Consider the following 22,078-nt stretch of genomic DNA (forward strand, 5'->3'; position numbering starts at 1 on the left):
ACTATCTATAAAGCGGGCTTCCTCTGAGGCTCGCCTCTTTCAGATTTCCCCGGCTCGGATTCAGCAATTGCCTCAAGACTTCCCTGGTTTAAACTTTTCTGTAGAATACACTCACATAGAATTAGCGCACTGGGCAGGCAGTAGTTTAAGCCGGTTTCGGGCCTCTCTTGGCAAGGGTTGTGGCATCTGTCGAGACCGGCACCGATTGCTAATTGAGCAACCATCCCCCGATCTGAGAGCTTTCAAGTAGCAAGCTTAGCGAAAAAAGGGTATCCGTTATTAGAGGAACAAAATTAGAGCTGGTGGTTGCAAAGAGCGTATCCTGACAACAGCATTTTGTCTGGTTTGGACCAGAGTTCTGCCTTTTCAGTGTTCACGGCAAAAAAGAATTTTCAATCAAAAAATGCCGTTCTTGTATTCCCAAAGTTGTTTTGCCTGAAATGCGGAAAACTGACAAACATCACATACGCTCCCAGTATAAACGGGTTATTTGGTACAAACAATTTAGTTAAAAATCTCACATTTCCCGGCAGTTCCAAACGAGCCGACAAAAGCACAGGATACGTTGTCACCATGAAGTCATTCAAAAAAACATTGTCTTATACACTCCTAATTATTGCCTGTGCAACCTTGATCAGTTGCGGTGTCATGAGGTCCTCACATTATAGCAGCAGCGCTGTACAGTATTTATACCCGAACCAGGATGATCATATAGAAACCCCAAGCATCCCACGGCTTTCCTTACCATTAAAAATCGGCATCGCTTTTGTTCCTGAAGGAACCGGAAAAAGTCGAACGCTCACCGAAAGAGACAAAATAGATTTGATGAATAAAGTCAGCAAGAACTTCAAAAGCCATGACTTTGTACAATCAATAGAACTCATCCCCTCCGTCTATCTTAGAGAAAAAGGGAGCTTTGCAAATCTGGATCAACTTAGAACAATGTATGGCATTGACGTTATTGCACTACTTTCCTACGATCAAACACAGTTTACCGATGAGGGTCTGGCATCAATCACTTACTGGACCCTTGTTGGGGCTTACATTATACCCGGAGAAAAAAATGCAACCAATACGATGCTAGACGCATCGGTTTATGACATTCAAAGCCGTAGAATGTTATTCCGCGCTCCCGGCACCAGCCACATCAAAAGTAAATCCACCCCAATCAATCTTTCTGAGCAACTGCGCATTGACAGCTTAGAGAGTTTCAAAGAGGCAAGCGAAGAACTTGTTTCAAATCTTGAAATACAACTTGATTTGTTCAAGGATAAAGTTAAAGAGTTACCCACAGATTACCAAATAACGCACAAGCCTGGTTATACCGGTGGTGGCAGCCTGGATCTCTCTATAGTGATTTTCTTATTATCTTTACTTGCTTATTGGCTGTGGATGCAAAGAAGCAGAAGAGCGTAATTATGTGCCGACCTGTATTTTATTTGGCCATCATTTTAGCCAGCCTTCTGTCAAGCACAAACCCTGAATGGACTTCAGCCTTTATTTTCGACAGACACGCCCTGCTTGGTGGTGAAATATGGCGCATTCTAACAGGCCACTTTGTGCACTTTTCTTACATACACCTACTTTATAACCTATCGGCTTTTGGCATTGTAGGCTATATGATAGAGAAAAAAAACTATTCAAATTTATATTTACTTTATTTTTTTATGTCTCTGTGCACCAGCATATCACTACTCATCTTTAAACCTGGAATGGCCTACTATGGTGGATTATCTGGAATTGTATATGGCTTTTTATACTATTGCGCTCTTATGGGTATCAATGATGCTCAACCATGGAAAACCGTAAGCTTTCTCATACTCTTTTTCCTTCCAATCAAAATGGTAGTAGATACCCAGATTAACGCCCCCGGCTTATTTCATGTTGAGAGTCAGATATTTACCCCAATGCAAACAAGTCACATTACCGGCTGCTTGGTAGCAGCGTTTTTCTATTTCATTGAGAAAAGAAAACAAGCCCTTACAAATCATTCAAAAAATACACACAGCCATGATAATTTATCTTCCCCGCCAGCACCAACAAAATAAATAGCAGCGGAGGGTAAGAGCCCAGATTGGAAATTCCAAAAATGTATGCAGAGCAAGCCTCAATTACGTATAGAGGACCATATATTTCTATTTCTTAAACTTATTTCACCTCTAACAAAATTTGAATTTATCCGCCTGCCACAGGCATTAATTATAAAAGGAAGTTAAAAAGATAACACTATTATCCGGCACCAAGCATGACGCGAATCAAACACTGCACATACGAAATAGTAAAAAGGTTACTTTAAGAAAACGACAAAAAAGCCACAGCGTTTCCGCGGCGGCTTTTTATTCTGGTCAGGCGTAGAAGTTATTCGATGATCTTAGCAACCACGCCGGCACCGACAGTGCGACCACCCTCGCGAATCGCAAAGCGCAGGCCGTCTTCCATCGCAATCGGGGCAATCAGGGTGACAACCATTTGGATATTGTCGCCCGGCATGACCATCTCGGTACCTTCCGGCAACTCTACCGCACCGGTCACATCGGTGGTACGGAAGTAAAACTGCGGACGGTAGCCCTTGAAAAACGGGGTGTGACGGCCGCCTTCGTCCTTGGACAGTACATATACTTCCGCCTCGAACTTGGTGTGCGGTGTGATAGAGCCCGGCTTCGCCAGTACCTGCCCACGCTCCACCTCATCGCGCTTGGTACCGCGCAGCAGCGCACCGATATTTTCACCTGCACGACCCTCGTCGAGCAGCTTGCGGAACATCTCCACACCGGTACAGGTGGTGGAGGTGGTTTCCTTGATACCGACGATTTCGATCTCGTCACCGGTTTTGATAATTCCGCGCTCCACACGACCGGTCACTACAGTACCGCGACCGGAAATGGAGAAGACGTCTTCGATCGGCATCAAAAACGGCTGGTCTACCGCGCGCTCCGGCTCGGGAATGTACTCGTCCAGGGTTTCAACCAGCTTCTTCACCGCGGTGGTGCCCAGTTCGTTGTCGTCTTCGCCGTTCAAAGCCATCAGGGCGGAACCGACAATGATCGGGGTATCGTCACCCGGGAACTCGTACTGGTCGAGCAGTTCGCGCACTTCCATTTCCACCAGTTCGAGCAGCTCTTCGTCGTCAACCATGTCCGCTTTGTTCAGGAACACAACGATGTAAGGGACGCCCACCTGGCGGGATAGCAGGATGTGCTCGCGGGTCTGCGGCATGGGGCCGTCAGCGGCGGAGCACACCAGAATCGCGCCGTCCATCTGCGCGGCTCCGGTAATCATGTTCTTCACGTAGTCGGCGTGTCCCGGACAGTCCACATGGGCGTAGTGGCGGATAGGGGACTCGTACTCAACGTGAGAGGTGGCGATGGTGATACCGCGCTCACGCTCTTCCGGCGCATTGTCGATACCGTCGAAAGCCACTGCGTCACCGCCCCAGACCTCCGCACATACACGGGTCAGCGCTGCGGTCAGGGTGGTTTTACCGTGATCTACGTGACCGATAGTGCCCACGTTCACGTGGGGCTTGGAACGTTCAAACTTTTCTTTTGCCATCTTAGATGTCCTCTAGCTAAGTGTTTGCCAAAGAAACCCCGACCAAACGCCGGGACCCATTTGGGCAGAAGTGAATCAGGCCTTGTTCTTTGCGATGATGTCATCGGCAACGTTTTTCGGCGCTTCGGCGTACTTCAGGAACTCCATGGTGTAGGTAGCACGGCCCTGGGTGGCGGAACGCAGATCGGTTGCATAGCCAAACATTTCCGCCAGCGGCACTTCGGCATTGACCACCTTGCCAGCCGGGTTATCGTCCATACCCTGGATCAGGCCGCGGCGGCGGTTAAGGTCGCCGACCACGTCCCCCATATTTTCTTCCGGAGTAACCACCTCCACTTTCATCACAGGCTCAAGCAACACCGCGCCGCCCACGGAAGAGAGTTTCTTGGTGGCCATGGAACCGGCGATTTTAAACGCCATTTCACTGGAGTCCACATCGTGGTAGGAGCCATCGTACAGGGTCGCCTTCAAGCCCAGCAGCGGGTAGCCCGCCAGAACCCCGTTTTGCATCTGTTCTTCAATACCCTTCTGTACCGCCGGGATATATTCCTTGGGTACAACACCGCCCACAATCTCGTTAACGAATTCCAGACCTTCCTGGGACGCGTCCTCGGCGGGCTCGAATTTCACCCAGACATGGCCGAACTGGCCGCGGCCACCGGACTGGCGGACAAACTTGCCCTCGATCTCGGAGGTATTGCGAATCGCCTCGCGGTAGGCCACTTGCGGCTTACCGATATTCGCCTCGACGCTGAATTCCCGTCTCATCCGGTCAACGATGATATCCAGATGCAGCTCACCCATACCACCAATAATGGTCTGGCCGGTTTCCTCGTCGGTCTTCACACGGAAAGAGGGATCTTCCTGGGCCAGCTTGCCCAGTGCAATACCCATTTTTTCCTGGTCCGCTTTGGATTTCGGCTCAACCGCAACGTGAATGACGGGCTCTGGGAACTCCATACGCTCAAGAACGATTTTACTCTTCTCGGCACACAGGGTGTCACCGGTGGTCACATCTTTCAGGCCAATTGCAGCGGCAATATCCCCGGCCAGCACTTCCTTGATCTCTTTGCGGTCATTGGAATGCATCTGCACCATACGACCGACGCGCTCCTTCTTCATTTTGACAGAATTGTATACCGCGGTACCGCTCTCCAGACGACCGGAGTAAACGCGGAAGAAGGTCAGGGTCCCCACAAAGGGATCGGTGGCAATTTTGAATGCCAGCGCGGCAAAGGGTGCGTCGTCATCTGCTTCGCGGGTCTCAATGGTTTCACCATCTTCCAACGTTCCCTCGATTGCCTTCACCTCGGTCGGTGCCGGCAGGTATTCGATCACCGCGTCCAGTACCGCTTGCACACCCTTGTTCTTGAAGGCAGAGCCGCCCAGAACCGGTACAATTTCGTTGGCCAGGGTGCGCTGGCGGATGGCCGCCTTGATTTCCTCTTCGCTCAGTGAATCCCCTTCCAGGTATTTCTCCATCAGCTCTTCACTGGCTTCCGCCGCCGCCTCTACCAGGAACTCGCGCATTTCTTCGCATTCGTCCACCAGCTCTGCGGGGATGTCTTCGTAGGTGAAAGTCGTGCCCTGGTCGGCCTCGTTCCAGATAATGGCTTTCATCTTGACCAGGTCCACCACGCCTTTGAAGTCATCTTCAGCACCGATGGTCATCTGCAGCGGAACCGCATTGGCATTCAGGCGGTCTTTCAGCTGCTTTACGACGTTGCGGAAGTTGGCGCCGGCACGGTCCATCTTATTGACGAAGACCATACGCGGTACTTCGTACTTGTTGGCCTGGCGCCAGACAGTTTCGGTCTGGGGCTGAACGCCAGAGGAGCCACACAGCACAACGACAGCGCCGTCGAGCACGCGCAGGGAGCGCTCCACTTCAATTGTGAAGTCAACGTGTCCCGGGGTGTCGATGATGTTTACGCGGTGCTGGTCGAACTGCTGCTGCATGCCAGCCCAGAAGCAGGTGGTTGCCGCAGAAGTAATGGTAATACCGCGCTCCTGCTCCTGCTCCATCCAGTCCATGGTGGCGGCGCCTTCGTGCACCTCACCAATTTTGTGAGACAGTCCCGTATAAAAAAGTACGCGCTCTGTAGTGGTGGTTTTGCCAGCGTCTACGTGGGCGCAGATACCGATGTTGCGGTAGCGTGCAATAGGCGTTTTACGTGCCACAGTTGTATCCTCGATATAACGGCAAAAGGCAGCCAGGAAACTTCCCTGCTGCCTTTCGGTATTAATTTCCGATGTCGATCATCATCAGACTTAGAAACGGTAGTGAGAGAACGCCTTGTTGGCTTCCGCCATACGGTGTACATCTTCACGCTTCTTGACCGCGCCGCCCTTGTTCTGGGCTGCGTCGATCATTTCGTTGGCCAGACGCTGGGCCATGGACTTTTCGCCGCGCTTGCGGGAAAACTCCACCAGCCAGCGCATTGCCAGTGCCATACGGCGCGAGGGGCGCACTTCAACAGGCACCTGATAAGTTGCGCCACCCACTCGGCGGGATTTCACTTCCACCATCGGCGCGATGTTTTCCAGGGACTCTTCGAATACTTCGATGGGGTCTCTGTTGAGTTTTTCAGAAACCGAATCCAGGGCTCCGTATACGATACGCTCTGCGACGGACTTCTTGCCACTGATCATGACGTGATTCATGAACTTGGCCAGGGTGATGTTCCCGAACTTGGGGTCGGGGAGCACTTCGCGCTTGGCGACTACTCGTCTTCTCGGCATGGGAATTGCCTCTCTTCAGGGTTACTCTGAGACGCCGCCGTAACACCTTACAATCCAGCGAGCTCAGCCTTACTCCGGTTGGAAACCGAAACGCAAATGGTTACAGGGAATTAGCCTTTGGGACGCTTGGCACCGTATTTGGAACGGCCCTGCTTGCGATCGTTGACGCCGGCACAGTCCAGTGCCCCGCGCACTGTGTGATAGCGCACACCCGGCAGGTCTTTTACCCGGCCACCGCGTATCAGTACCACACTGTGCTCTTGCAGGTTGTGGCCTTCACCGCCGATGTACGAAGTGACCTCGTAGCCATTGGTAAGACGCACACGGCAAACCTTGCGCAGTGCGGAGTTCGGCTTCTTCGGTGTCGTGGTGTACACGCGGGTGCAAACTCCCCGGCGCTGCGGGCTGGCCTGTAGCGCGGGAACATCGCTTTTTTCAACTTTGCGTTTTCTCGGCTTACGAACCAACTGGTTGATCGTTGCCATTAAAAATCACTCCAAAAATAAAATGCCCCCACCTCTCACAGTGAGGGCCTGTCGTCTGTTTGTAACGCCGACCTGAAAGCCGGACAAAACACCCCGTAACAGCGGGGGCCGCATTCTATAGGCGACACCCCACCGAGTCAATCGGCGACGGGCGTTGTGCTTTCCGGCCCGGGCAGTCGCCCATACGCCCTTCACGGCAAATGTGCCTCAAATCCCATCACGCTACCGGGGTGACGAGGCAGCAATATGGGCTATTCGCCAGAGGACTTCAGGGCCTCGGTCAACGCCGCTTCCACTTCTGCCGCAGAGGGGCCTTCGCCGAAGCTCTCTTCCAGCTGCAGGCTGCGCTGGCGTTTGCGCTCACTGTGGTAGGCCAGGCCGGTGCCTGCCGGGATCAGGCGTCCCACAACCACATTCTCCTTCAGACCGCGCAGGCTGTCTTCCTTGCCGGTCACTGCCGCTTCGGTCAGAACCCGGGTGGTCTCCTGGAAGGAGGCCGCAGACAGGAAGGACTCGGTGGCCAGGGATGCCTTGGTGATACCCAGCAACAGGCGCTCGAACTGCGCCGGCTGCTTGTTCTCGGCACGCAGTTGCTCGTTCTCCTCGATCACGCGCTGGTATTCCACCTGATCGCCCTTAATAAAGCCGGAATCGCCCATCTCGGTGATCTCCACCTTGCGCAGCATCTGGCGCACAATAGTTTCAATGTGCTTATCGTTAATGCCTACGCCCTGGAGACGATACACCTCCTGAATCTCGTTAGTGATGTAGCGCGCCAGTTCTTCCACGCCCTTCAGGCGCAGGATATCGTGGGGGTTAGACGGGCCGTCGGAGATCACCTCGCCCTTCTCTACGGTCTCGCCTTCGAACACGGTCAGCTGGCGGTGCTTTGGTATCAGAACCTCGTAGTGGTCCTTGCCATTGGCCAGCGGCTTGCCATCGCGGGGGGTGATTTGCAGACGCACCTTGCCTTTGGTCTCTTTACCAAAGGAAACCGTGCCGGAAATTTCCGCCAGGATGGACGGCTCTTTTGGCTTGCGGGCTTCGAACAGGTCGGCAACCCGCGGCAGACCACCGGTAATATCCTTGGTACCGCCGGATTCCTGCGGGATACGGGCGATCACGTCCCCCAAATTGGCCTTGCTGCCATCGGCGAGGCTGAGAATCGCGCGCGCCGGCAGCGCATAGTGTGCAGGTGCATTGCTGTTGGCCAGGGTCAGCTCTTCGCCACTCTCGTTCACCAGGGTCACCGCTGGGCGCAGGTCTTTACCCGCGGCCGGGCGTTCGGCCGGATCAATCACCTCGATAGAGGACAAGCCGGTGATCTCGTCGGTCTGCTTGCGGATTGAGAGCCCTTCTTCCATACCGGAAAGCTTCACCCAACCGGCTACTTCGGTAATGATCGGGTGAGTGTGCGGGTCCCACTTGGCCACGATCTGGCCACCATTGACCTCTGCACCCTCGTAGACGTTGATCACCGCACCATAGGGCAGCTTGTAGCGCTCGCGCTCGCGACCGGCACTGTCGGCTATCGCCAGCTCACCGGAGCGGGATACCGCCACCAGGGTACCGGCTTCCGTTTTGACCGTCTTCACATTGTGCAGGCGCACGGTACCGGCCTGTTTCACCTGGATGCTGTCCGCCGCAGAGGCGCGGCTCGCGGCACCACCGATATGGAAGGTGCGCATGGTCAACTGGGTGCCCGGCTCACCGATGGACTGTGCGGCAACCACCCCCACAGACTCACCCGAATTGGCGCGGTGACCGCGGGCCAGATCGCGGCCGTAACACTGGGCACAGATACCATGGGCGGTCTCACAGGTGATTGGCGAGCGCACCAGCACCTCATCAATGCCCATGGCTTCGATACGCTCCACCCACTTCTCATCGATCATGGTGCCGGCAGAAACCGCGATCTCGTCACTGCCGGGCTTAAGCACATCGCGGGCCACGACACGGCCGAGGATACGATCGCCGAGGGACTCGATCACATCGCCGCCCTCAATCACCGGCGCCATGGTCAGGCCATCATCGGTGCCGCAGTCCACTTCGGTGATCACCACGTCCTGGGCAACGTCCACCAGACGGCGGGTCAGGTAGCCGGAGTTGGCGGTTTTCAGTGCGGTATCCGCCAGTCCCTTGCGGGCACCGTGGGTAGAGATAAAGTACTGCTGTACGGTCAGTCCTTCGCGGAAGTTGGCGGTAATGGCGTTTTCAATAATGGAGCCGTCCGGACGGGCCATCAGGCCGCGCATGCCGGCGAGCTGGCGGATCTGCGCCTCGGAGCCCCGCGCACCGGAGTCCGCATACATATAGACGGAGTTGAAGGAATCCTGCTCGGTCTCCTTGCCTTCGCGATCGACCACCGGCTCTTTTTTGATGCCGGCCATCATGGCCTTGGTCACCTTGTCATTGGTGCGGGACCAGACGTCGATCACCTTGTTGTATTTCTCCCCCTGGGTTACCAGACCGGAGGCGAACTGACTTTCGATCTCCTTCACTTCCTCTTCCGCCACAGTGATCAAATCAGCCTTGGCAGCGGGAATCTCGAAGTCGTTCACACCAATGGAAGAACCGGACTTGGTGGAGAAATCAAAACCGGTGTACATCAGCTGGTCGGCAAAAATAACCGTCGCCTTAAGTCCCACCTTGCGATAGCACTCGTTTAGCACACGGGAAATGGGCTTCTTCTTCATGGGTTGGTTGACCAGCGCGAACGGCAGGCCTTCCGGCACGATATTCCACAGCAGTGCACGGCCTACCGTGGTGTCCTGTACAGAGATGGTTTCGTGTTTCTCGCCATCCTCTCCGAGAATCATCTCGCGGATACGCACTTTGACCTTCGCCTGCAGGCCAACCTGCTTGGCATAGAACGCGCGGCTGACCTCCTTGACGTCGGAGAAGTACATCCCCTCGCCCTTGTCGTTGACACGCTCGCGGGTCATCCAGTACAGCCCCAGAACCACATCCTGGGACGGCACGATGATGGGCTCGCCGTTGGCGGGCGACAGGATATTGTTGGTGGACATCATCAACGCGCGCGATTCCAACTGCGCTTCGATGGTCAGGGGTACGTGCACCGCCATCTGGTCACCGTCGAAATCGGCGTTATAGGCCGCGCACACCAGCGGGTGCAGCTGAATCGCCTTGCCTTCAATCAGTACCGGCTCGAACGCCTGAATACCCAGACGGTGCAGGGTCGGGGCGCGGTTCAGCAGTACCGGGTGCTCGCGGATCACTTCATCGAGGATATCCCATACCACCGCCTCTTCGCGCTCGACCATTTTCTTGGCTGCCTTGATGGTGGTGGCCAGGCCGCGGGCTTCGAGCTTGCCGAAAATAAACGGCTTGAACAGCTCCAGGGCCATTTTCTTGGGCAGACCGCATTGGTGCAGGCGCAGGGTCGGCCCCACCACAATCACGGAACGGCCGGAATAGTCCACGCGCTTGCCCAGCAGGTTCTGGCGGAAGCGGCCCTGCTTGCCCTTGATCATATCCGCCAGGGACTTCAGCGGGCGTTTGTTGGAGCCGGTGATGGCGCGGCCGCGGCGGCCGTTATCCAGCAGCGCGTCCACGGATTCCTGCAACATGCGCTTTTCGTTGCGCACAATAATATCCGGTGCATTCAGCTCCAGCAGGCGCTTGAGACGGTTGTTGCGGTTGATCACTCGGCGATACAGGTCGTTCAAATCCGAAGTCGCAAAGCGGCCACCATCCAGGGGTACCAGCGGACGCAGGTCTGGCGGCAGTACCGGCAGGGCCTGCATGATCATCCACTCGGGATTGTTGCCGGACTTGTAGAAGGCCTCCAGCAACTTCAGGCGTTTGGACAGTTTCTTGATCTTGGTTTCGGAGTTGGTGGCCGGAATCTCCTCCCGCAGACGCTGGATTTCCGCCGGCAGCTCGATATCGCTCATCAGTTCCTGAATCGCCTCGGCACCCATCTTCGCCTCGAACTCGTCAGCGAACTCCTCCATCGCCTCGAAGTACTGCTCATCGTTGAGCAGCTGGCCGCGCTCCAGAGTGGTCATGCCCGGCTCGGTCACCACGTAGGATTCAAAGTAGAGCACGCGCTCGATATCCCGCAGGGTCATATCCAGCAGCAGGCCGATACGGGACGGCAGGGATTTCAGGAACCAGATATGCGCAACCGGGCTGGCCAGTTCGATGTGGCCCATACGCTCCCGACGCACTTTGGCCTTGGTCACTTCAACGCCACATTTCTCACAGATAATGCCGCGGTGCTTCATGCGCTTGTACTTGCCGCACAGGCACTCGTAGTCTTTCACCGGACCAAAAATCTTGGCGCAGAACAAACCTTCGCGCTCCGGCTTGAAGGTGCGGTAGTTGATGGTTTCCGGCTTTTTCACTTCACCGTAGGACCAGGAGCGGATCATGTCCGGCGAGGCCAGACCGATGCGAATCGCATCAAACTCTTCCAACTGCTCCTGGGACTTCACCAGGTTTAATAAATCTTTCAAGGCCTTTCCTCCACTAGGGGGTAATCAACCCGGCTATAGACTGTGCCGGGTGGGCCGGGCCCCGTTGCTCTCAGGGCGCCGGCGCTTGTCTCAATTCACCTGCTTGGCTGCTGTGCCCGTCAGTCCTACTCGTGCTCGAGCTCGAAGTTCATGCCGAGAGAGCGGATTTCCTTCACCAGAACATTGAAGGACTCCGGCATACCGGGCTCCATACGGTGATCCGAGTCCACGATGTTCTTGTACATCTTGGTGCGTCCTTCCACGTCGTCGGATTTGACCGTAAGCATTTCCTGCAGGGTGTAGGCGGCACCGTAGGCTTCCAGCGCCCAGACTTCCATCTCCCCGAAACGCTGACCGCCAAATTGCGCCTTGCCGCCCAGCGGCTGCTGGGTCACCAGACTGTAGGAACCGGTGGAACGCGCGTGCATCTTGTCGTCCACCAGGTGGTTCAGCTTCAGCATGTACATGTAGCCCACGGTCACCGGGCGCTCGAAAGCATCGCCGGTGCGGCCGTCGTGCAGGGTGATCTGGCCGGAATCCGGGATATCGGCGAGGCGCAACAGTTGCTTGATCTCGCTCTCATCGGCACCGTCAAAGACCGGCGTTGCCATGGGCACACCACGACGCAGGTTCTGCGCCATCGCCATGACCTCCTCATCGGACAGAGCCTGCAACTCTTCGCGACGGCCACCGGTGGAGTTGTAAACCGCATCCAGGAATCCGCGCACCTTGGCGACTGCCTGCTGCTCCTTGATCATACGGTCGATTTTCACGCCGAGCCCCTTGGCGGCCATGCCCAGGTGCATTTCCAGAACCTGGCCGACGTTCATCCGCGAGGGCACACCCAGGGGGTTGAGAACGATATCCACCGGCTCGCCGTTTTCATCGTAGGGCATATCCTCGACGGGCTTGATCACGGAGATCACGCCCTTGTTCCCATGGCGACCGGCCATCTTGTCGCCCGGCTGGATACGGCGTTTGATCGCCAGATACACCTTGACAATTTTCAGTACACCCGGGGCCAGATCATCACCGGACTCCAGTTTTTTCTTCTTGTCTTCGAAGGCTTCGTCAAGCAGTTTGCGGCGCTCTTTCAACTGGGCTTCCGCCTTTTCCAACTGTTCATTCAGGCTTTCGTCTTCCATGCGCAGCTTGAACCAGTCTTCACGCGGCAGCGCGCCCAGCACTTCCGCGGTCAGCTCCTGCCCCTTGCTGATGCCTTTGCCACCGGCGGCTCTCTGATCCTGCAGCGCTGCCTGCAGACGCTCGAAGGTCGCACCCTCCACGATACGGTATTCTTCGTTCAGGTCCTTGCGTACTTCATCCAACTGTGCCTTTTCGATATCGATAGAGCGCTGGTCTTTCTGCAGGCCATCGCGGGTAAACACCTGTACATCGATTACGGTACCCCGGGTGCCACTGGGCGCGCGCAGGGAGGTGTCCTTCACATCGGATGCCTTCTCACCAAAAATCGCACGCAGCAGTTTTTCCTCCGGGGTCAGCTGGGCTTCCCCTTTCGGAGTGACCTTGCCCACCAGGATATCGCCGGCCCCCACTTCCGCACCGATATACACAATGCCGGACTCATCCAGTTTGTTCAGGGCGGATTCCCCCACGTTGGGAATATCCGCGGTAATTTCCTCACTGCCCAGCTTGGTGTCGCGGGCAATACAGGTCAGCTCCTGAATATGGATGGTGGTAAAGCGGTCTTCCTGTACCACGCGCTCGCTGATAAGAATGGAGTCCTCAAAGTTGTAACCGTTCCAGGGCATAAACGCGATGCGCATGTTCTGGCCCAGGGCCAGCTCGCCAAGATCGATGGAGGGACCGTCGGCGAGAATATCGCCGCGGGCCACGCGATCGCCGGTATTCACGATCGGGCGCTGATTGATACAGGTATTCTGATTCGAGCGGATATATTTGGTCAGGTTGTAGATATCCACACCGGCATCACCGGTTTCCACCTCGGCATCCGCCACGCGTACAACCACACGGCTGGAATCGACTCGCTCGATCACGCCACCGCGCTTGGCCACCACGCACACACCGGAGTCACGGGCTACGGTGCGCTCCATACCGGTGCCCACCAGTGGTTTCTCGGCGCGCAGAGTCGGAACCGCCTGGCGCTGCATGTTCGAACCCATCAGGGCACGGTTGGCATCATCGTGCTCCAGAAACGGAATCATGGCCGCGGCCACAGACACCACCTGCTTGGCAGAAACATCCATATACTGGATTTCGCCCGGTGCTTTCAGGGTAAATTCATTCTGGTAACGCACACTTACCAGATCATCGGTAAAGCGTCCCTCCCCATCAACCGCTGCAGACGCCTGGGCAATCACGTAATTGGCTTCATTGATAGCGGACAGATATTCGATTTCGTCAGTTACGCGACCGTCGATCACCCTGCGGTAGGCGCTCTCAAGAAAGCCGTAGTGGTTGGCGCGGGCGTAGGTGGCGAGCGAGTTGATCAGTCCAATATTCGGCCCCTCCGGGGTTTCAATCGGACATACGCGACCGTAATGGGTCGAGTGGACATCGCGCACTTCAAAACCGGCACGCTCGCGGGTCAGGCCACCCGGACCCAGCGCGGAAACGCGGCGCTTGTGGGTCACTTCCGAGAGCGGGTTGTTCTGATCCATAAACTGTGACAACTGCGAGGAACCGAAGAATTCCTTGACCGCCGCCGCCACCGGCTTGGCATTGATCAGATCCTGCGGCATCAGGCCCTCGGACTCAGCCATGGACAGGCGCTCCTTGACGGCGCGCTCGACGCGCACCAGCCCCACGCGGAACTGGTTTTCGGCCATCTCGCCCACGGAGCGCACCCGGCGGTTACCCAGGTGGTCGATATCGTCCACCATACCCTGACCGTTGCGGATATCAATCAGCGTCTTGAGGACTTCGACAATATCCTCCTTGCTCAGGGTTCCCGGGCCGGTCTCGTCTTCGCGGCCGAGGCGGCGGTTGAACTTCATGCGGCCAACGGCGGACAGGTCGTAGCGCTCGTCGGTAAAGAACAGGTTCTCGAATAGGGACTCCGCTGACTCCTTGGTGGGCGGTTCACCCGGGCGCATCATGCGATAGATTTCTACCAGCGCTTCCAATTGGGTGCGGGAGGGATCTGCGCGCAGGGTATCGGAGATAAACGAGCCGCGATCGAGATCATTGGTATACAGGGTTTCACAGTGTTTGACCTTGAGCCCCTGCAGCTTGGCGATGACCTCATCGGTAATCTCCGTGTTGCACTCGACCGCGATCTCGCCGGTAGACTCATCAATCACATCGTGCGCCAGAATACGCCCAAGCAAGTATTCCAGTGGCGCTTCCAGATTCTTGACCCCGGCTTTTTCCAACTGGCGGATATGGCGGGGCGTGATGCGCCGTCCCTCTTCCACCACCACCTTGTCTTTGCTGTCCTTGATGTCGAAGGAAGCCACATCACCGCGCAGGCGGGAGGGAATCAGCTCCAGGCTGACACGGTCCTCCAGCAGTTCAAACCTGCTGGTTTCGAAAAACATCTCCAGCATTTCCTGGGAGCTGAAGCCCAGGGCGCGCAACAGGATAGTCGCCGGCAGTTTACGCCGACGATCAATGCGTACAAACACCAGATCTTTCGGATCGAACTCGAAATCGAGCCAGGAACCGCGATAGGGAATAACGCGCGCGGCATACAACAGTTTGCCGGAGGAGTGGGTCTTGCCTTTGTCGTGATCAAAAAATACACCCGGGGAGCGGTGTAACTGGGAGACGATAACGCGCTCGGTACCGTTGATTACGAAGGTACCGTTATCGGTCATGAGCGGAATCTCGCCCATGTACACTTCCTGCTCTTTGATGTCCTTAATGGACTTATTCGCAGACTCCTTATCGTAAATAATCAGGCGCACACGCACGCGCAGGGGACAGGCGTAAGTCGCCCCGCGCAGGGTGCATTCCTTGACATCAAAAGCGGGCTTACCGAGCGTATAGCTTACATACTCCAGGGCGGCATTGCCGGAATAGCTGACAATTGGAAAAACGGATTTAAACGCCGCCTGCAGGCCGATGTCCAGGCGGTCGTCTGGGCGCTTGTCAGCCTGTGTAAAATTGCGATATGAATCCAGCTGTATCGCAAGCAGGAAGGGCACATCCATGACCTTGGGCAGTTTGCCAAAATCCTTGCGGATACGTTTTTTCTCAGTATATGAGTAAGCCATTCAAATTCCCCAGCTTGATCGGTGGCAAGACTTCGTGGAACTCCACTCGGGAGCTTTTACGGGCGAGAAGCCTCTGAACAACACAGCTTCACTGTTCTGGTCAGAATCCTCTCCATGTTTCAGGCAGCGCGGTCACTGCACGATAGTTGATGGGATTTGCCACGCTATTTCCGGCAAAACCCCAGCACTGCAAACGGCAAAAAGGCCGGCAGACAAAAGTCCACCAGCCTTACCGCCACCCGCCGTATCAAACGACTGATAGCGGGAATCACTACAACTGAATTACTTCAGTTCTACAGATGCGCCGGCGTCTTCCAGCTCTTTCTTAGCGGCTTCGGCCTCGTCCTTGCTCACGCCTTCCTTCAGCGGGCTGGGAGCACCGTCAACCAGGGCCTTGGCCTCCTTCAGGCCCAGGCCAGTGATGCCGCGAACAGCCTTGATCACATTTACTTTCTTGTCGCCTGCGGCGGTCAGGATTACATCGAAAGCGTCCTTCTCCTCAGCCGCCTCAGCAGCAGCCGGACCGGCCACCACTGCTGCTGCTGCAGTTACACCGAACTTCTCTTCCATCGCTTCGATCAGCTCGACGACATCCTTGACGGACATTTCGGCAACTGCGTTGATGATATCTTCTTTAGTCAGAGACATGAGTCATTACCTGAATTGGTTTGAGCAGTAGCTGCTCGTATTTCGTTTTGAAACTGCGATTCGCTCTAGCGAATAAATTACGCAGCTTCCTGCTCTTTTTGGTCGCGAACGGCCGCAATAGTGCGAACCAGCTTGCCAGCAGATGCTTCTTTCAACACGCTCATCAGCTTGGCGATCGCCTCGTCGTAAGTCGGCAGGCTTGCCAACAATGCGACGTCGGTGATCGCGCCTTCGAAGGCAGCACCTTTCAGTTCCAGCTTGTCATTGCCCTTGGCGAACTGGCTCAGGATACGCGCGCCGGCACCTGGGTGTTCGTTAGAGAATGCAATGATGCTGGGACCTACGAATTTGTCAGTCAGACATTCGTATTCGGTACCTGCCAGAGCGCGACGCGCCAGAGTATTGCGCACGACTTTCAACCAAACGCCGTTCTCGCGCGCCTCTTTGCGCAGAGTGGTCATGTCATTCACGGTTACGCCACGGGAATCCGCAACAACCGCAGACAGAGCACTTTCAGCAGCTTGCTGGACATCTGCGACAATCGCTTTCTTGTCTTCGAGTCCAATAGCCATAGTGTCACTCCTGGATTTGAAAAAAACCGGACTTAGACGTCCGATCCGTTCCGGTGCATAAAGCGCAAATCCAGTAAAAATACTGGTTTGGGCGACACCGTCTGCGTAGGCTCGAACCTCTTGTTGGCCCGCCTGGCCGAAGTTCGGATTAAGCCGGATGCGTTCAACCTCAACGCACCGGGCACCTACGGTCTTTGACGGCCCACCCTTTTGCAAAGCATAGGGGTGGACCCCAAAGTTCACTGTACTGCCCAGAGGCATTTGCCAATGTGCAGTTTCAATTAGATGTTCAGAGAAGACTGATCGATAGTCAGGCCCGGGCCCATCGTGGTGCTCAGGGTGATCTTCTTCAGAAATACGCCCTTGGCAGAAGCCGGCTTGGCTTTCTTCAGATCAGCAACCAGCGCTTCCAGATTTTCTTTCAGTGCACTTGCGTCAAAAGCCACTTTACCGATACCGCCGTGAATGATGCCACCTTTATCAGCGCGAAAACGCACCTGGCCCGCCTTGGCATTTTTTACCGCAGTAGCAACATCGGGAGTTACGGTTCCGGTCTTCGGGTTCGGCATCAGGCCGCGCGGCCCGAGAATCTGGCCCAACTGGCCAACAACGCGCATCGCATCCGGGGAAGCGATGACGACATCGAAGTCCATCTTGCCCGCTTTTACCTCAGCAGCCAGCTCGTCCATACCGATCAGGTCAGCACCGGCTTCCTTGGCCGCATCAGCGTTGGCGCCCTGGGTGAAGACAGCAACGCGCACCTCTTTACCGGTACCGTGCGGCAGCGTAGTCGCACCACGAACAGCCTGATCAGATTTGCGCGGATCGATGCCCAGGTTGACAGAGGCATCTACGGTCTCCGCAAACTTAACACTGGACAGCGTTTTCAGAAGCGAGATCGCCTCTTCGATGCCGTAAGCCTTGCCAGCTTCCACTTGCTCAGCGATAGCGCGCTGGCGCTTGCTCAATTTAGCCATATTACAGACCCTCCACTTCGATACCGGCGCTGCGTGCAGAGCCGGCGATGGTGCGCACGGCCGCGTCCATATCGGATGCGCTCAGGTCGGGCATTTTGGTGGTGGCAATCTCTTCCAACTGGGCGCGGGTAACCCTGCCCACCTTCTCCGTATTGGGGCGGCCGGAACCGCTTTTGATCTTGGCAGCCTTGCGCAGCAATACTGCGGCAGGCGGGGTCTTCATAATGAAGGTGAAGGAGCGATCACTGTATACAGAGATTACAACCGGCACCGGCAGTCCCGGCTCCATACCCTGGGTCTGGGCATTGAAGGCCTTGCAGAATTCCATGATGTTTACACCGTGCTGACCCAGTGCAGGGCCGACGGGCGGACTGGGGTTAGCTTGACCCGCAGCCACTTGCAGCTTGATATAAGCTTCAACTTTCTTAGCCATTACAGCTCTCCTCTAGATGGGTGATAGCGCTTTTCCCAAGCAGCCCTGACGGCTGCAGAGATCAGCTCCCCGAATACCCGAAAAACACAATCCCGTTTTCCGGGGACGCGAAAATCCCCTTCTACCTTTCGGCAAAAGAGGAAAAAAACGCACTGGAATCAGGACTTTTCTACTTGGCTAAACTCCAGCTCAACCGGGGTGGAACGCCCGAAGATCAACACTGCCACACGCAGGCGGCTCTTCTCATAGTTGACCTCTTCGACCACGCCGTTGAAATCATTAAATGGGCCATCGATCACCCGAACCATCTCACCGGGTTCGAACAGGGTTTTAGGCTTGGGCTTGTCTACAGAGTCGTCTATGCGATTCAGGATAGCCTGTGCCTCACGATCGGTGATAGGCGCCGGCCTGTCCGCCTTGCCACCAATAAAACCGAGCACACGGGGCGTTTCTTTCACCAGGTGCCAAGTGTCGTCATTCAACTCCATTTCCACCAGGACGTAGCCCGGAAAAAACTTGCGCTCACTCTTGCGCTTTTGCCCAGCCCGCATTTCCACCACTTCTTCGGTGGGAACCAGCACTTCACCAAACAGATGGTCCATCTCGTGCAGCTCAATGCGTTCTTTCAGAGAGCTGGCGACACGTTTCTCATATCCCGAGTAAGCCTGGACCACATACCAATGCTTTGACATGTATCAACCTTTAGCCGATAAGTTTGGAAACTGCCCAACCCAAAGCGGAGTCCAGCCCCCAGAGAATTAACGCCATAATCAGCACAAACACCACCACGACCACCGTGGTCTGCGTTGCCTCTTGGCGGGTCGGCCAGACTACACGCCGAACCTCTGTTTGTGCTTCGCGCAACAATTGCCAGAGAGCATTGCCTTTGGCGGTGTTCACTACCACGACCAAGGCAACCAGGCAGATGGCCGTCATCGCCAGTACGCGGTAAATCAAGGGGAATTCGGCGTAATAAGAGTTGCCTGCAACGGCACTGCCAACCAGCAGCACCACTAGAAACCACTTCAGGCCGTCGAGACGAAAGGATTTCGCTTCAGCTTTAGCATTCATATAAACAAGCCCTTGGCGCACTATCAATAAGCGCTTAGCGCTCAAAACACAAAACCCCCACTGACAGGCAGGGTTTTGCGACACCCCCAAGCTTATCCCAAGCGGAGTGATTTAAATGGCAGGCCAGGAGGGACTCGAACCCCCAACACCCGGTTTTGGAGACCGGTGCTCTACCAATTGAACTACTGGCCTGTACAGCACGAGTGCTCGGAGATAGAGAGTGTATCCACACCCTCTCCCACCTGATTCACCGTCAGAGAACCCGGCGATACGACGATCAAGGATTACTCAATGATCTTAGCAACCACGCCGGCACCGACAGTGCGACCACCCTCGCGAATCGCAAAGCGCAGGCCGTCTTCCATCGCAATCGGGGCAATCAGGGTGACAACCATTTGGATATTGTCGCCCGGCATGACCATCTCGGTACCTTCCGGCAACTCTACCGCACCGGTCACATCGGTGGTACGGAAGTAAAACTGCGGACGGTAGCCCTTGAAAAACGGGGTGTGACGGCCGCCTTCGTCCTTGGACAGTACATATACTTCCGCCTCGAACTTGGTGTGCGGTGTGATAGAGCCCGGCTTCGCCAGTACCTGCCCACGCTCCACCTCATCGCGCTTGGTACCGCGCAGCAGCGCACCGATATTTTCACCTGCACGACCCTCGTCGAGCAGCTTGCGGAACATCTCCACACCGGTACAGGTGGTGGAGGTGGTTTCCTTGATACCGACGATTTCGATCTCGTCACCGGTTTTGATAATTCCGCGCTCCACACGACCGGTCACTACAGTACCGCGACCGGAAATGGAGAAGACGTCTTCGATCGGCATCAAAAACGGCTGGTCTACCGCGCGCTCCGGCTCGGGAATGTACTCGTCCAGGGTTTCAACCAGCTTCTTCACCGCGGTGGTGCCCAGTTCGTTGTCGTCTTCGCCGTTCAAAGCCATCAGGGCGGAACCGACAATGATCGGGGTATCGTCACCCGGGAACTCGTACTGGTCGAGCAGTTCGCGCACTTCCATTTCCACCAGTTCGAGCAGCTCTTCGTCGTCAACCATGTCCGCTTTGTTCAGGAACACAACGATGTAAGGGACGCCCACCTGGCGGGATAGCAGGATGTGCTCGCGGGTCTGCGGCATGGGGCCGTCAGCGGCGGAGCACACCAGAATCGCGCCGTCCATCTGCGCGGCTCCGGTAATCATGTTCTTCACGTAGTCGGCGTGTCCCGGACAGTCCACATGGGCGTAGTGGCGGATAGGGGACTCGTACTCAACGTGAGAGGTGGCGATGGTGATACCGCGCTCACGCTCTTCCGGCGCATTGTCGATACCGTCGAAAGCCACTGCGTCACCGCCCCAGACCTCCGCACATACACGGGTCAGCGCTGCGGTCAGGGTGGTTTTACCGTGATCTACGTGACCGATAGTGCCCACGTTCACGTGGGGCTTGGAACGTTCAAACTTTTCTTTTGCCATTGCAGCCTCCTAGTATAGGCGCGCCAGTAATGGCATCACCCACGTCCAGAACATGCGAATCCGGCCCGGAAACCCAGACCCCGAATACAAACAGCCACAAGAGCCTTTCACTCTTGCGGCTATCGAAAAATGGAGCTCATGGGCGGATTTGAACCGCCGACCTCACCCTTACCAAGGGTGTGCTCTACCCCTGAGCTACATGAGCCAGTTATCACCAATCCGGGTGACCTTCCCATAGCGGGTCGCTCGGGAGCACTCTCGAGCCACGCTCTTGCTTGGAGCGGGCAGCGGGAATCGAACCCGCATCATCAGCTTGGAAGGCTGAGGTTCTACCATTGAACTATGCCCGCTTGCGAGAGCTTGTACCCGAACCCTCTTTACTACTTGGTCGGCCACCTATTACGGTATAAATATGGTGCAGGGGGGTGGATTCGAACCACCGAAGCTTTCGCGTCAGATTTACAGTCTGATCCCTTTGGCCACTCGGGAACCCCTGCTCTAAGCGGCGTGCATTTTTCACACCTCTCTCCGGTGAACTCAACATCTTTCTTTGGATTTCAAGGAGTTACCTGAAATGCTCATGCCGAGTCGCGCCGGGGTAAGAATGGAGCTGGCGAGAGGAGTCGAACCCCCGACCGGCTGATTACAAGTCAGCTGCTCTACCAACTGAGCTACGCCAGCTCTTTCCCGTTCACCTTCAGGGCCAAACTGAGCCCCGTCAGTGGAGGCGGGATTCTATGGGAAGTTATCCTGACAAGCAACACCCTTTATACAGATAAATCAGAATTCTTTTGTCGCCAATTACCTTGTTTCGACGAACTCAGTCCTCCAGGGAGTGGCGATCAGAATTTAGGTCTAAAGGCAGGTCAAATATCATCCAGCCACTTCAGAACAGAGATTTTGACGTCGATCCAATTCGGGATACTCCTCTCCAAGTTGCTGCCAAAACTCCGTGGCCAAATGCTCCACAGCCCCCGGCTTCAAGACGATCCATCGCTCCAGGTAAGTCTGCGGCTCTTCGCGGAATCTTGCACCAATACCCTTGCTGCTGAGTTCCGCCACGAGCAGTTCGGCGCGAGCACGCTCGCTGAAAATGCCAAAAGAGATCCCATCGGCAAGTGTACCTTTGGGGATAACATAGCTATCGATACCCTGAGCCTGCAGCTCACGCAACTTGCTGAAAGCCTCGCGCCGCGAATGCAACGGGGGCAGAAACACCCAGTAGCGCATCTGTCCCTGCATCTCAATTTCGCGCAAATCCCCTTGAACCTGCAGGGCCTTCAGGCGCTGCACAATGTCCTGCCCCCGGTAGATCTGCGGAAAGGGGCCAATCAGGGTGCAGTGTTGTTCCTGCGCAGTGACAGCGGAGATTGACGCGGATGCCGCCTCGGCTGCTGGCAGCGCCCCCGGCGACGCTTCGCTAATCATAACAAGGCGCCG

At 55.7% G+C, this 22,078-nt stretch carries 16 protein-coding genes and 5 tRNA genes; 2 read left to right on the forward strand and 19 right to left on the reverse strand.

Features of this window, described 5'->3' with window-relative positions; all coding sequences use genetic code 11:
• Positions 1-573: 573 nt before the first annotated feature.
• Together rhlP and rrtA are read left to right on the forward strand one after the other, a co-directional pair.
• Positions 574-1,416, forward strand: coding sequence for a rhombotarget lipoprotein (gene rhlP / locus M8T91_RS16005; RefSeq protein WP_301415174.1), 843 nt, complete (start codon positions 574-576; stop codon positions 1,414-1,416).
• A gap of 2 nt (positions 1,417-1,418) precedes the next feature.
• Complete coding sequence (gene rrtA, locus M8T91_RS16010) at positions 1,419-2,048, forward strand: rhombosortase (RefSeq protein WP_301415176.1); 630 nt, start codon at positions 1,419-1,421, stop codon at positions 2,046-2,048.
• Between the two features lie 310 nt (positions 2,049-2,358).
• On the opposite strand, the gene tuf (M8T91_RS16015) is transcribed toward rrtA, so the two are convergent.
• The 19 genes from tuf (M8T91_RS16015) to M8T91_RS16105 all read right to left on the reverse strand — a co-directional run bounded on the left by tuf (M8T91_RS16015) (position 2,359) and on the right by M8T91_RS16105 (position 22,066).
• Positions 2,359-3,552, reverse strand: coding sequence for an elongation factor Tu (gene tuf / locus M8T91_RS16015; RefSeq protein ID WP_301415178.1), 1,194 nt, complete (start codon positions 3,550-3,552; stop codon positions 2,359-2,361).
• 75 nt (positions 3,553-3,627) lie between these two features.
• Complete coding sequence (gene fusA, locus M8T91_RS16020; protein ID WP_301415179.1) at positions 3,628-5,733, reverse strand: elongation factor G; 2,106 nt, start codon at positions 5,731-5,733, stop codon at positions 3,628-3,630.
• Positions 5,734-5,823: 90 nt separating this feature from the next.
• Positions 5,824-6,294 carry a 30S ribosomal protein S7 gene (gene rpsG, locus M8T91_RS16025; RefSeq protein WP_301415181.1) on the reverse strand — a complete coding sequence of 157 codons (471 nt, stop codon included), beginning with the start codon at positions 6,292-6,294 and terminating at the stop codon, positions 5,824-5,826.
• Positions 6,295-6,404: 110 nt separating this feature from the next.
• Positions 6,405-6,779, reverse strand: coding sequence for a 30S ribosomal protein S12 (gene rpsL / locus M8T91_RS16030; RefSeq protein WP_067150990.1), 375 nt, complete (start codon positions 6,777-6,779; stop codon positions 6,405-6,407).
• Positions 6,780-7,030: 251 nt separating this feature from the next.
• The gene (gene rpoC, locus M8T91_RS16035) at positions 7,031-11,260 is read right to left on the reverse strand and encodes a DNA-directed RNA polymerase subunit beta' (RefSeq protein ID WP_301415183.1); all 4,230 of its coding nucleotides are present in this window, start codon (positions 11,258-11,260) and stop codon (positions 7,031-7,033) included.
• Positions 11,261-11,385: 125 nt separating this feature from the next.
• Positions 11,386-15,459 (reverse strand): DNA-directed RNA polymerase subunit beta, encoded by a 4,074-nt coding sequence (gene rpoB / locus M8T91_RS16040; RefSeq protein WP_301415184.1) that lies wholly within the window; start codon positions 15,457-15,459, stop codon positions 11,386-11,388.
• 282 nt (positions 15,460-15,741) lie between these two features.
• Positions 15,742-16,107: a 50S ribosomal protein L7/L12 gene (rplL, locus tag M8T91_RS16045; protein ID WP_301415186.1), complete on the reverse strand. Its 366-nt coding sequence runs from the start codon at positions 16,105-16,107 to the stop codon at positions 15,742-15,744.
• A 77-nt stretch (positions 16,108-16,184) separates the two neighbouring features.
• Positions 16,185-16,679: a 50S ribosomal protein L10 gene (gene rplJ / locus M8T91_RS16050; protein WP_108731647.1), complete on the reverse strand. Its 495-nt coding sequence runs from the start codon at positions 16,677-16,679 to the stop codon at positions 16,185-16,187.
• Between the two features lie 281 nt (positions 16,680-16,960).
• Positions 16,961-17,656, reverse strand: a complete 696-nt coding sequence (gene rplA, locus M8T91_RS16055; RefSeq protein WP_301415187.1) for a 50S ribosomal protein L1 — start codon at positions 17,654-17,656, stop codon at positions 16,961-16,963.
• Between the two features lies 1 nt (position 17,657).
• Positions 17,658-18,089 carry a 50S ribosomal protein L11 gene (rplK, locus tag M8T91_RS16060; RefSeq protein WP_301415189.1) on the reverse strand — a complete coding sequence of 144 codons (432 nt, stop codon included), beginning with the start codon at positions 18,087-18,089 and terminating at the stop codon, positions 17,658-17,660.
• 158 nt (positions 18,090-18,247) lie between these two features.
• A complete protein-coding gene (gene nusG, locus M8T91_RS16065; RefSeq protein WP_299947920.1) occupies positions 18,248-18,781 on the reverse strand; it encodes a transcription termination/antitermination protein NusG in 534 nt (177 codons plus the stop codon).
• 10 nt (positions 18,782-18,791) lie between these two features.
• Entirely contained in the window at positions 18,792-19,160 is a 369-nt protein-coding gene (secE, locus tag M8T91_RS16070) for a preprotein translocase subunit SecE (RefSeq protein WP_301415191.1), read from the reverse strand.
• A 116-nt stretch (positions 19,161-19,276) separates the two neighbouring features.
• A tRNA-Trp gene (locus tag M8T91_RS16075) sits at positions 19,277-19,352 on the reverse strand.
• A 92-nt stretch (positions 19,353-19,444) separates the two neighbouring features.
• Positions 19,445-20,638, reverse strand: coding sequence for an elongation factor Tu (tuf, locus tag M8T91_RS16080; RefSeq protein WP_301415178.1), 1,194 nt, complete (start codon positions 20,636-20,638; stop codon positions 19,445-19,447).
• Between the two features lie 130 nt (positions 20,639-20,768).
• A tRNA-Thr gene (locus M8T91_RS16085) sits at positions 20,769-20,843 on the reverse strand.
• Between the two features lie 71 nt (positions 20,844-20,914).
• A tRNA-Gly gene (locus M8T91_RS16090) sits at positions 20,915-20,988 on the reverse strand.
• A 63-nt stretch (positions 20,989-21,051) separates the two neighbouring features.
• Positions 21,052-21,135 (reverse strand) — tRNA-Tyr (locus M8T91_RS16095).
• A 108-nt stretch (positions 21,136-21,243) separates the two neighbouring features.
• A tRNA-Thr gene (locus M8T91_RS16100) sits at positions 21,244-21,319 on the reverse strand.
• Between the two features lie 192 nt (positions 21,320-21,511).
• The gene (locus M8T91_RS16105; RefSeq protein WP_301415192.1) at positions 21,512-22,066 is read right to left on the reverse strand and encodes an SPOR domain-containing protein; all 555 of its coding nucleotides are present in this window, start codon (positions 22,064-22,066) and stop codon (positions 21,512-21,514) included.
• Between the last annotated feature and the right edge of the window lie 12 nt (positions 22,067-22,078).

The organism is Microbulbifer sp. MI-G, from assembly GCF_030440425.1.
In the GTDB taxonomy this organism is placed as follows: domain Bacteria; phylum Pseudomonadota; class Gammaproteobacteria; order Pseudomonadales; family Cellvibrionaceae; genus Microbulbifer; species Microbulbifer spongiae.

Excerpts from the sequence above, each read along its gene's own strand:
- M8T91_RS16105 (WP_301415192.1), bottom strand. The coding sequence starts at position 22,066 with ATGATTAGCGAAGCGTCGCCGGGGGCGCTGCCAGCAGCCGAGGCGGCA.
- tuf (WP_301415178.1), bottom strand. The coding sequence starts at position 20,638 with ATGGCAAAAGAAAAGTTTGAACGTTCCAAGCCCCACGTGAACGTGGGC.
- nusG (WP_299947920.1), bottom strand. The coding sequence starts at position 18,781 with ATGTCAAAGCATTGGTATGTGGTCCAGGCTTACTCGGGATATGAGAAA.
- rhlP (WP_301415174.1), top strand. The coding sequence starts at position 574 with ATGAAGTCATTCAAAAAAACATTGTCTTATACACTCCTAATTATTGCC.
- rpsG (WP_301415181.1), bottom strand. The coding sequence starts at position 6,294 with ATGCCGAGAAGACGAGTAGTCGCCAAGCGCGAAGTGCTCCCCGACCCC.
- rpsL (WP_067150990.1), bottom strand. The coding sequence starts at position 6,779 with ATGGCAACGATCAACCAGTTGGTTCGTAAGCCGAGAAAACGCAAAGTT.
- rplL (WP_301415186.1), bottom strand. The coding sequence starts at position 16,107 with ATGTCTCTGACTAAAGAAGATATCATCAACGCAGTTGCCGAAATGTCC.
- rplA (WP_301415187.1), bottom strand. The coding sequence starts at position 17,656 with ATGGCTAAATTGAGCAAGCGCCAGCGCGCTATCGCTGAGCAAGTGGAA.
- rpoB (WP_301415184.1), bottom strand. The coding sequence starts at position 15,459 with ATGGCTTACTCATATACTGAGAAAAAACGTATCCGCAAGGATTTTGGC.
- secE (WP_301415191.1), bottom strand. The coding sequence starts at position 19,160 with ATGAATGCTAAAGCTGAAGCGAAATCCTTTCGTCTCGACGGCCTGAAG.
- tuf (WP_301415178.1), bottom strand. The coding sequence starts at position 3,552 with ATGGCAAAAGAAAAGTTTGAACGTTCCAAGCCCCACGTGAACGTGGGC.
- rplK (WP_301415189.1), bottom strand. The coding sequence starts at position 18,089 with ATGGCTAAGAAAGTTGAAGCTTATATCAAGCTGCAAGTGGCTGCGGGT.
- rplJ (WP_108731647.1), bottom strand. The coding sequence starts at position 16,679 with ATGGCTATTGGACTCGAAGACAAGAAAGCGATTGTCGCAGATGTCCAG.
- rrtA (WP_301415176.1), top strand. The coding sequence starts at position 1,419 with ATGTGCCGACCTGTATTTTATTTGGCCATCATTTTAGCCAGCCTTCTG.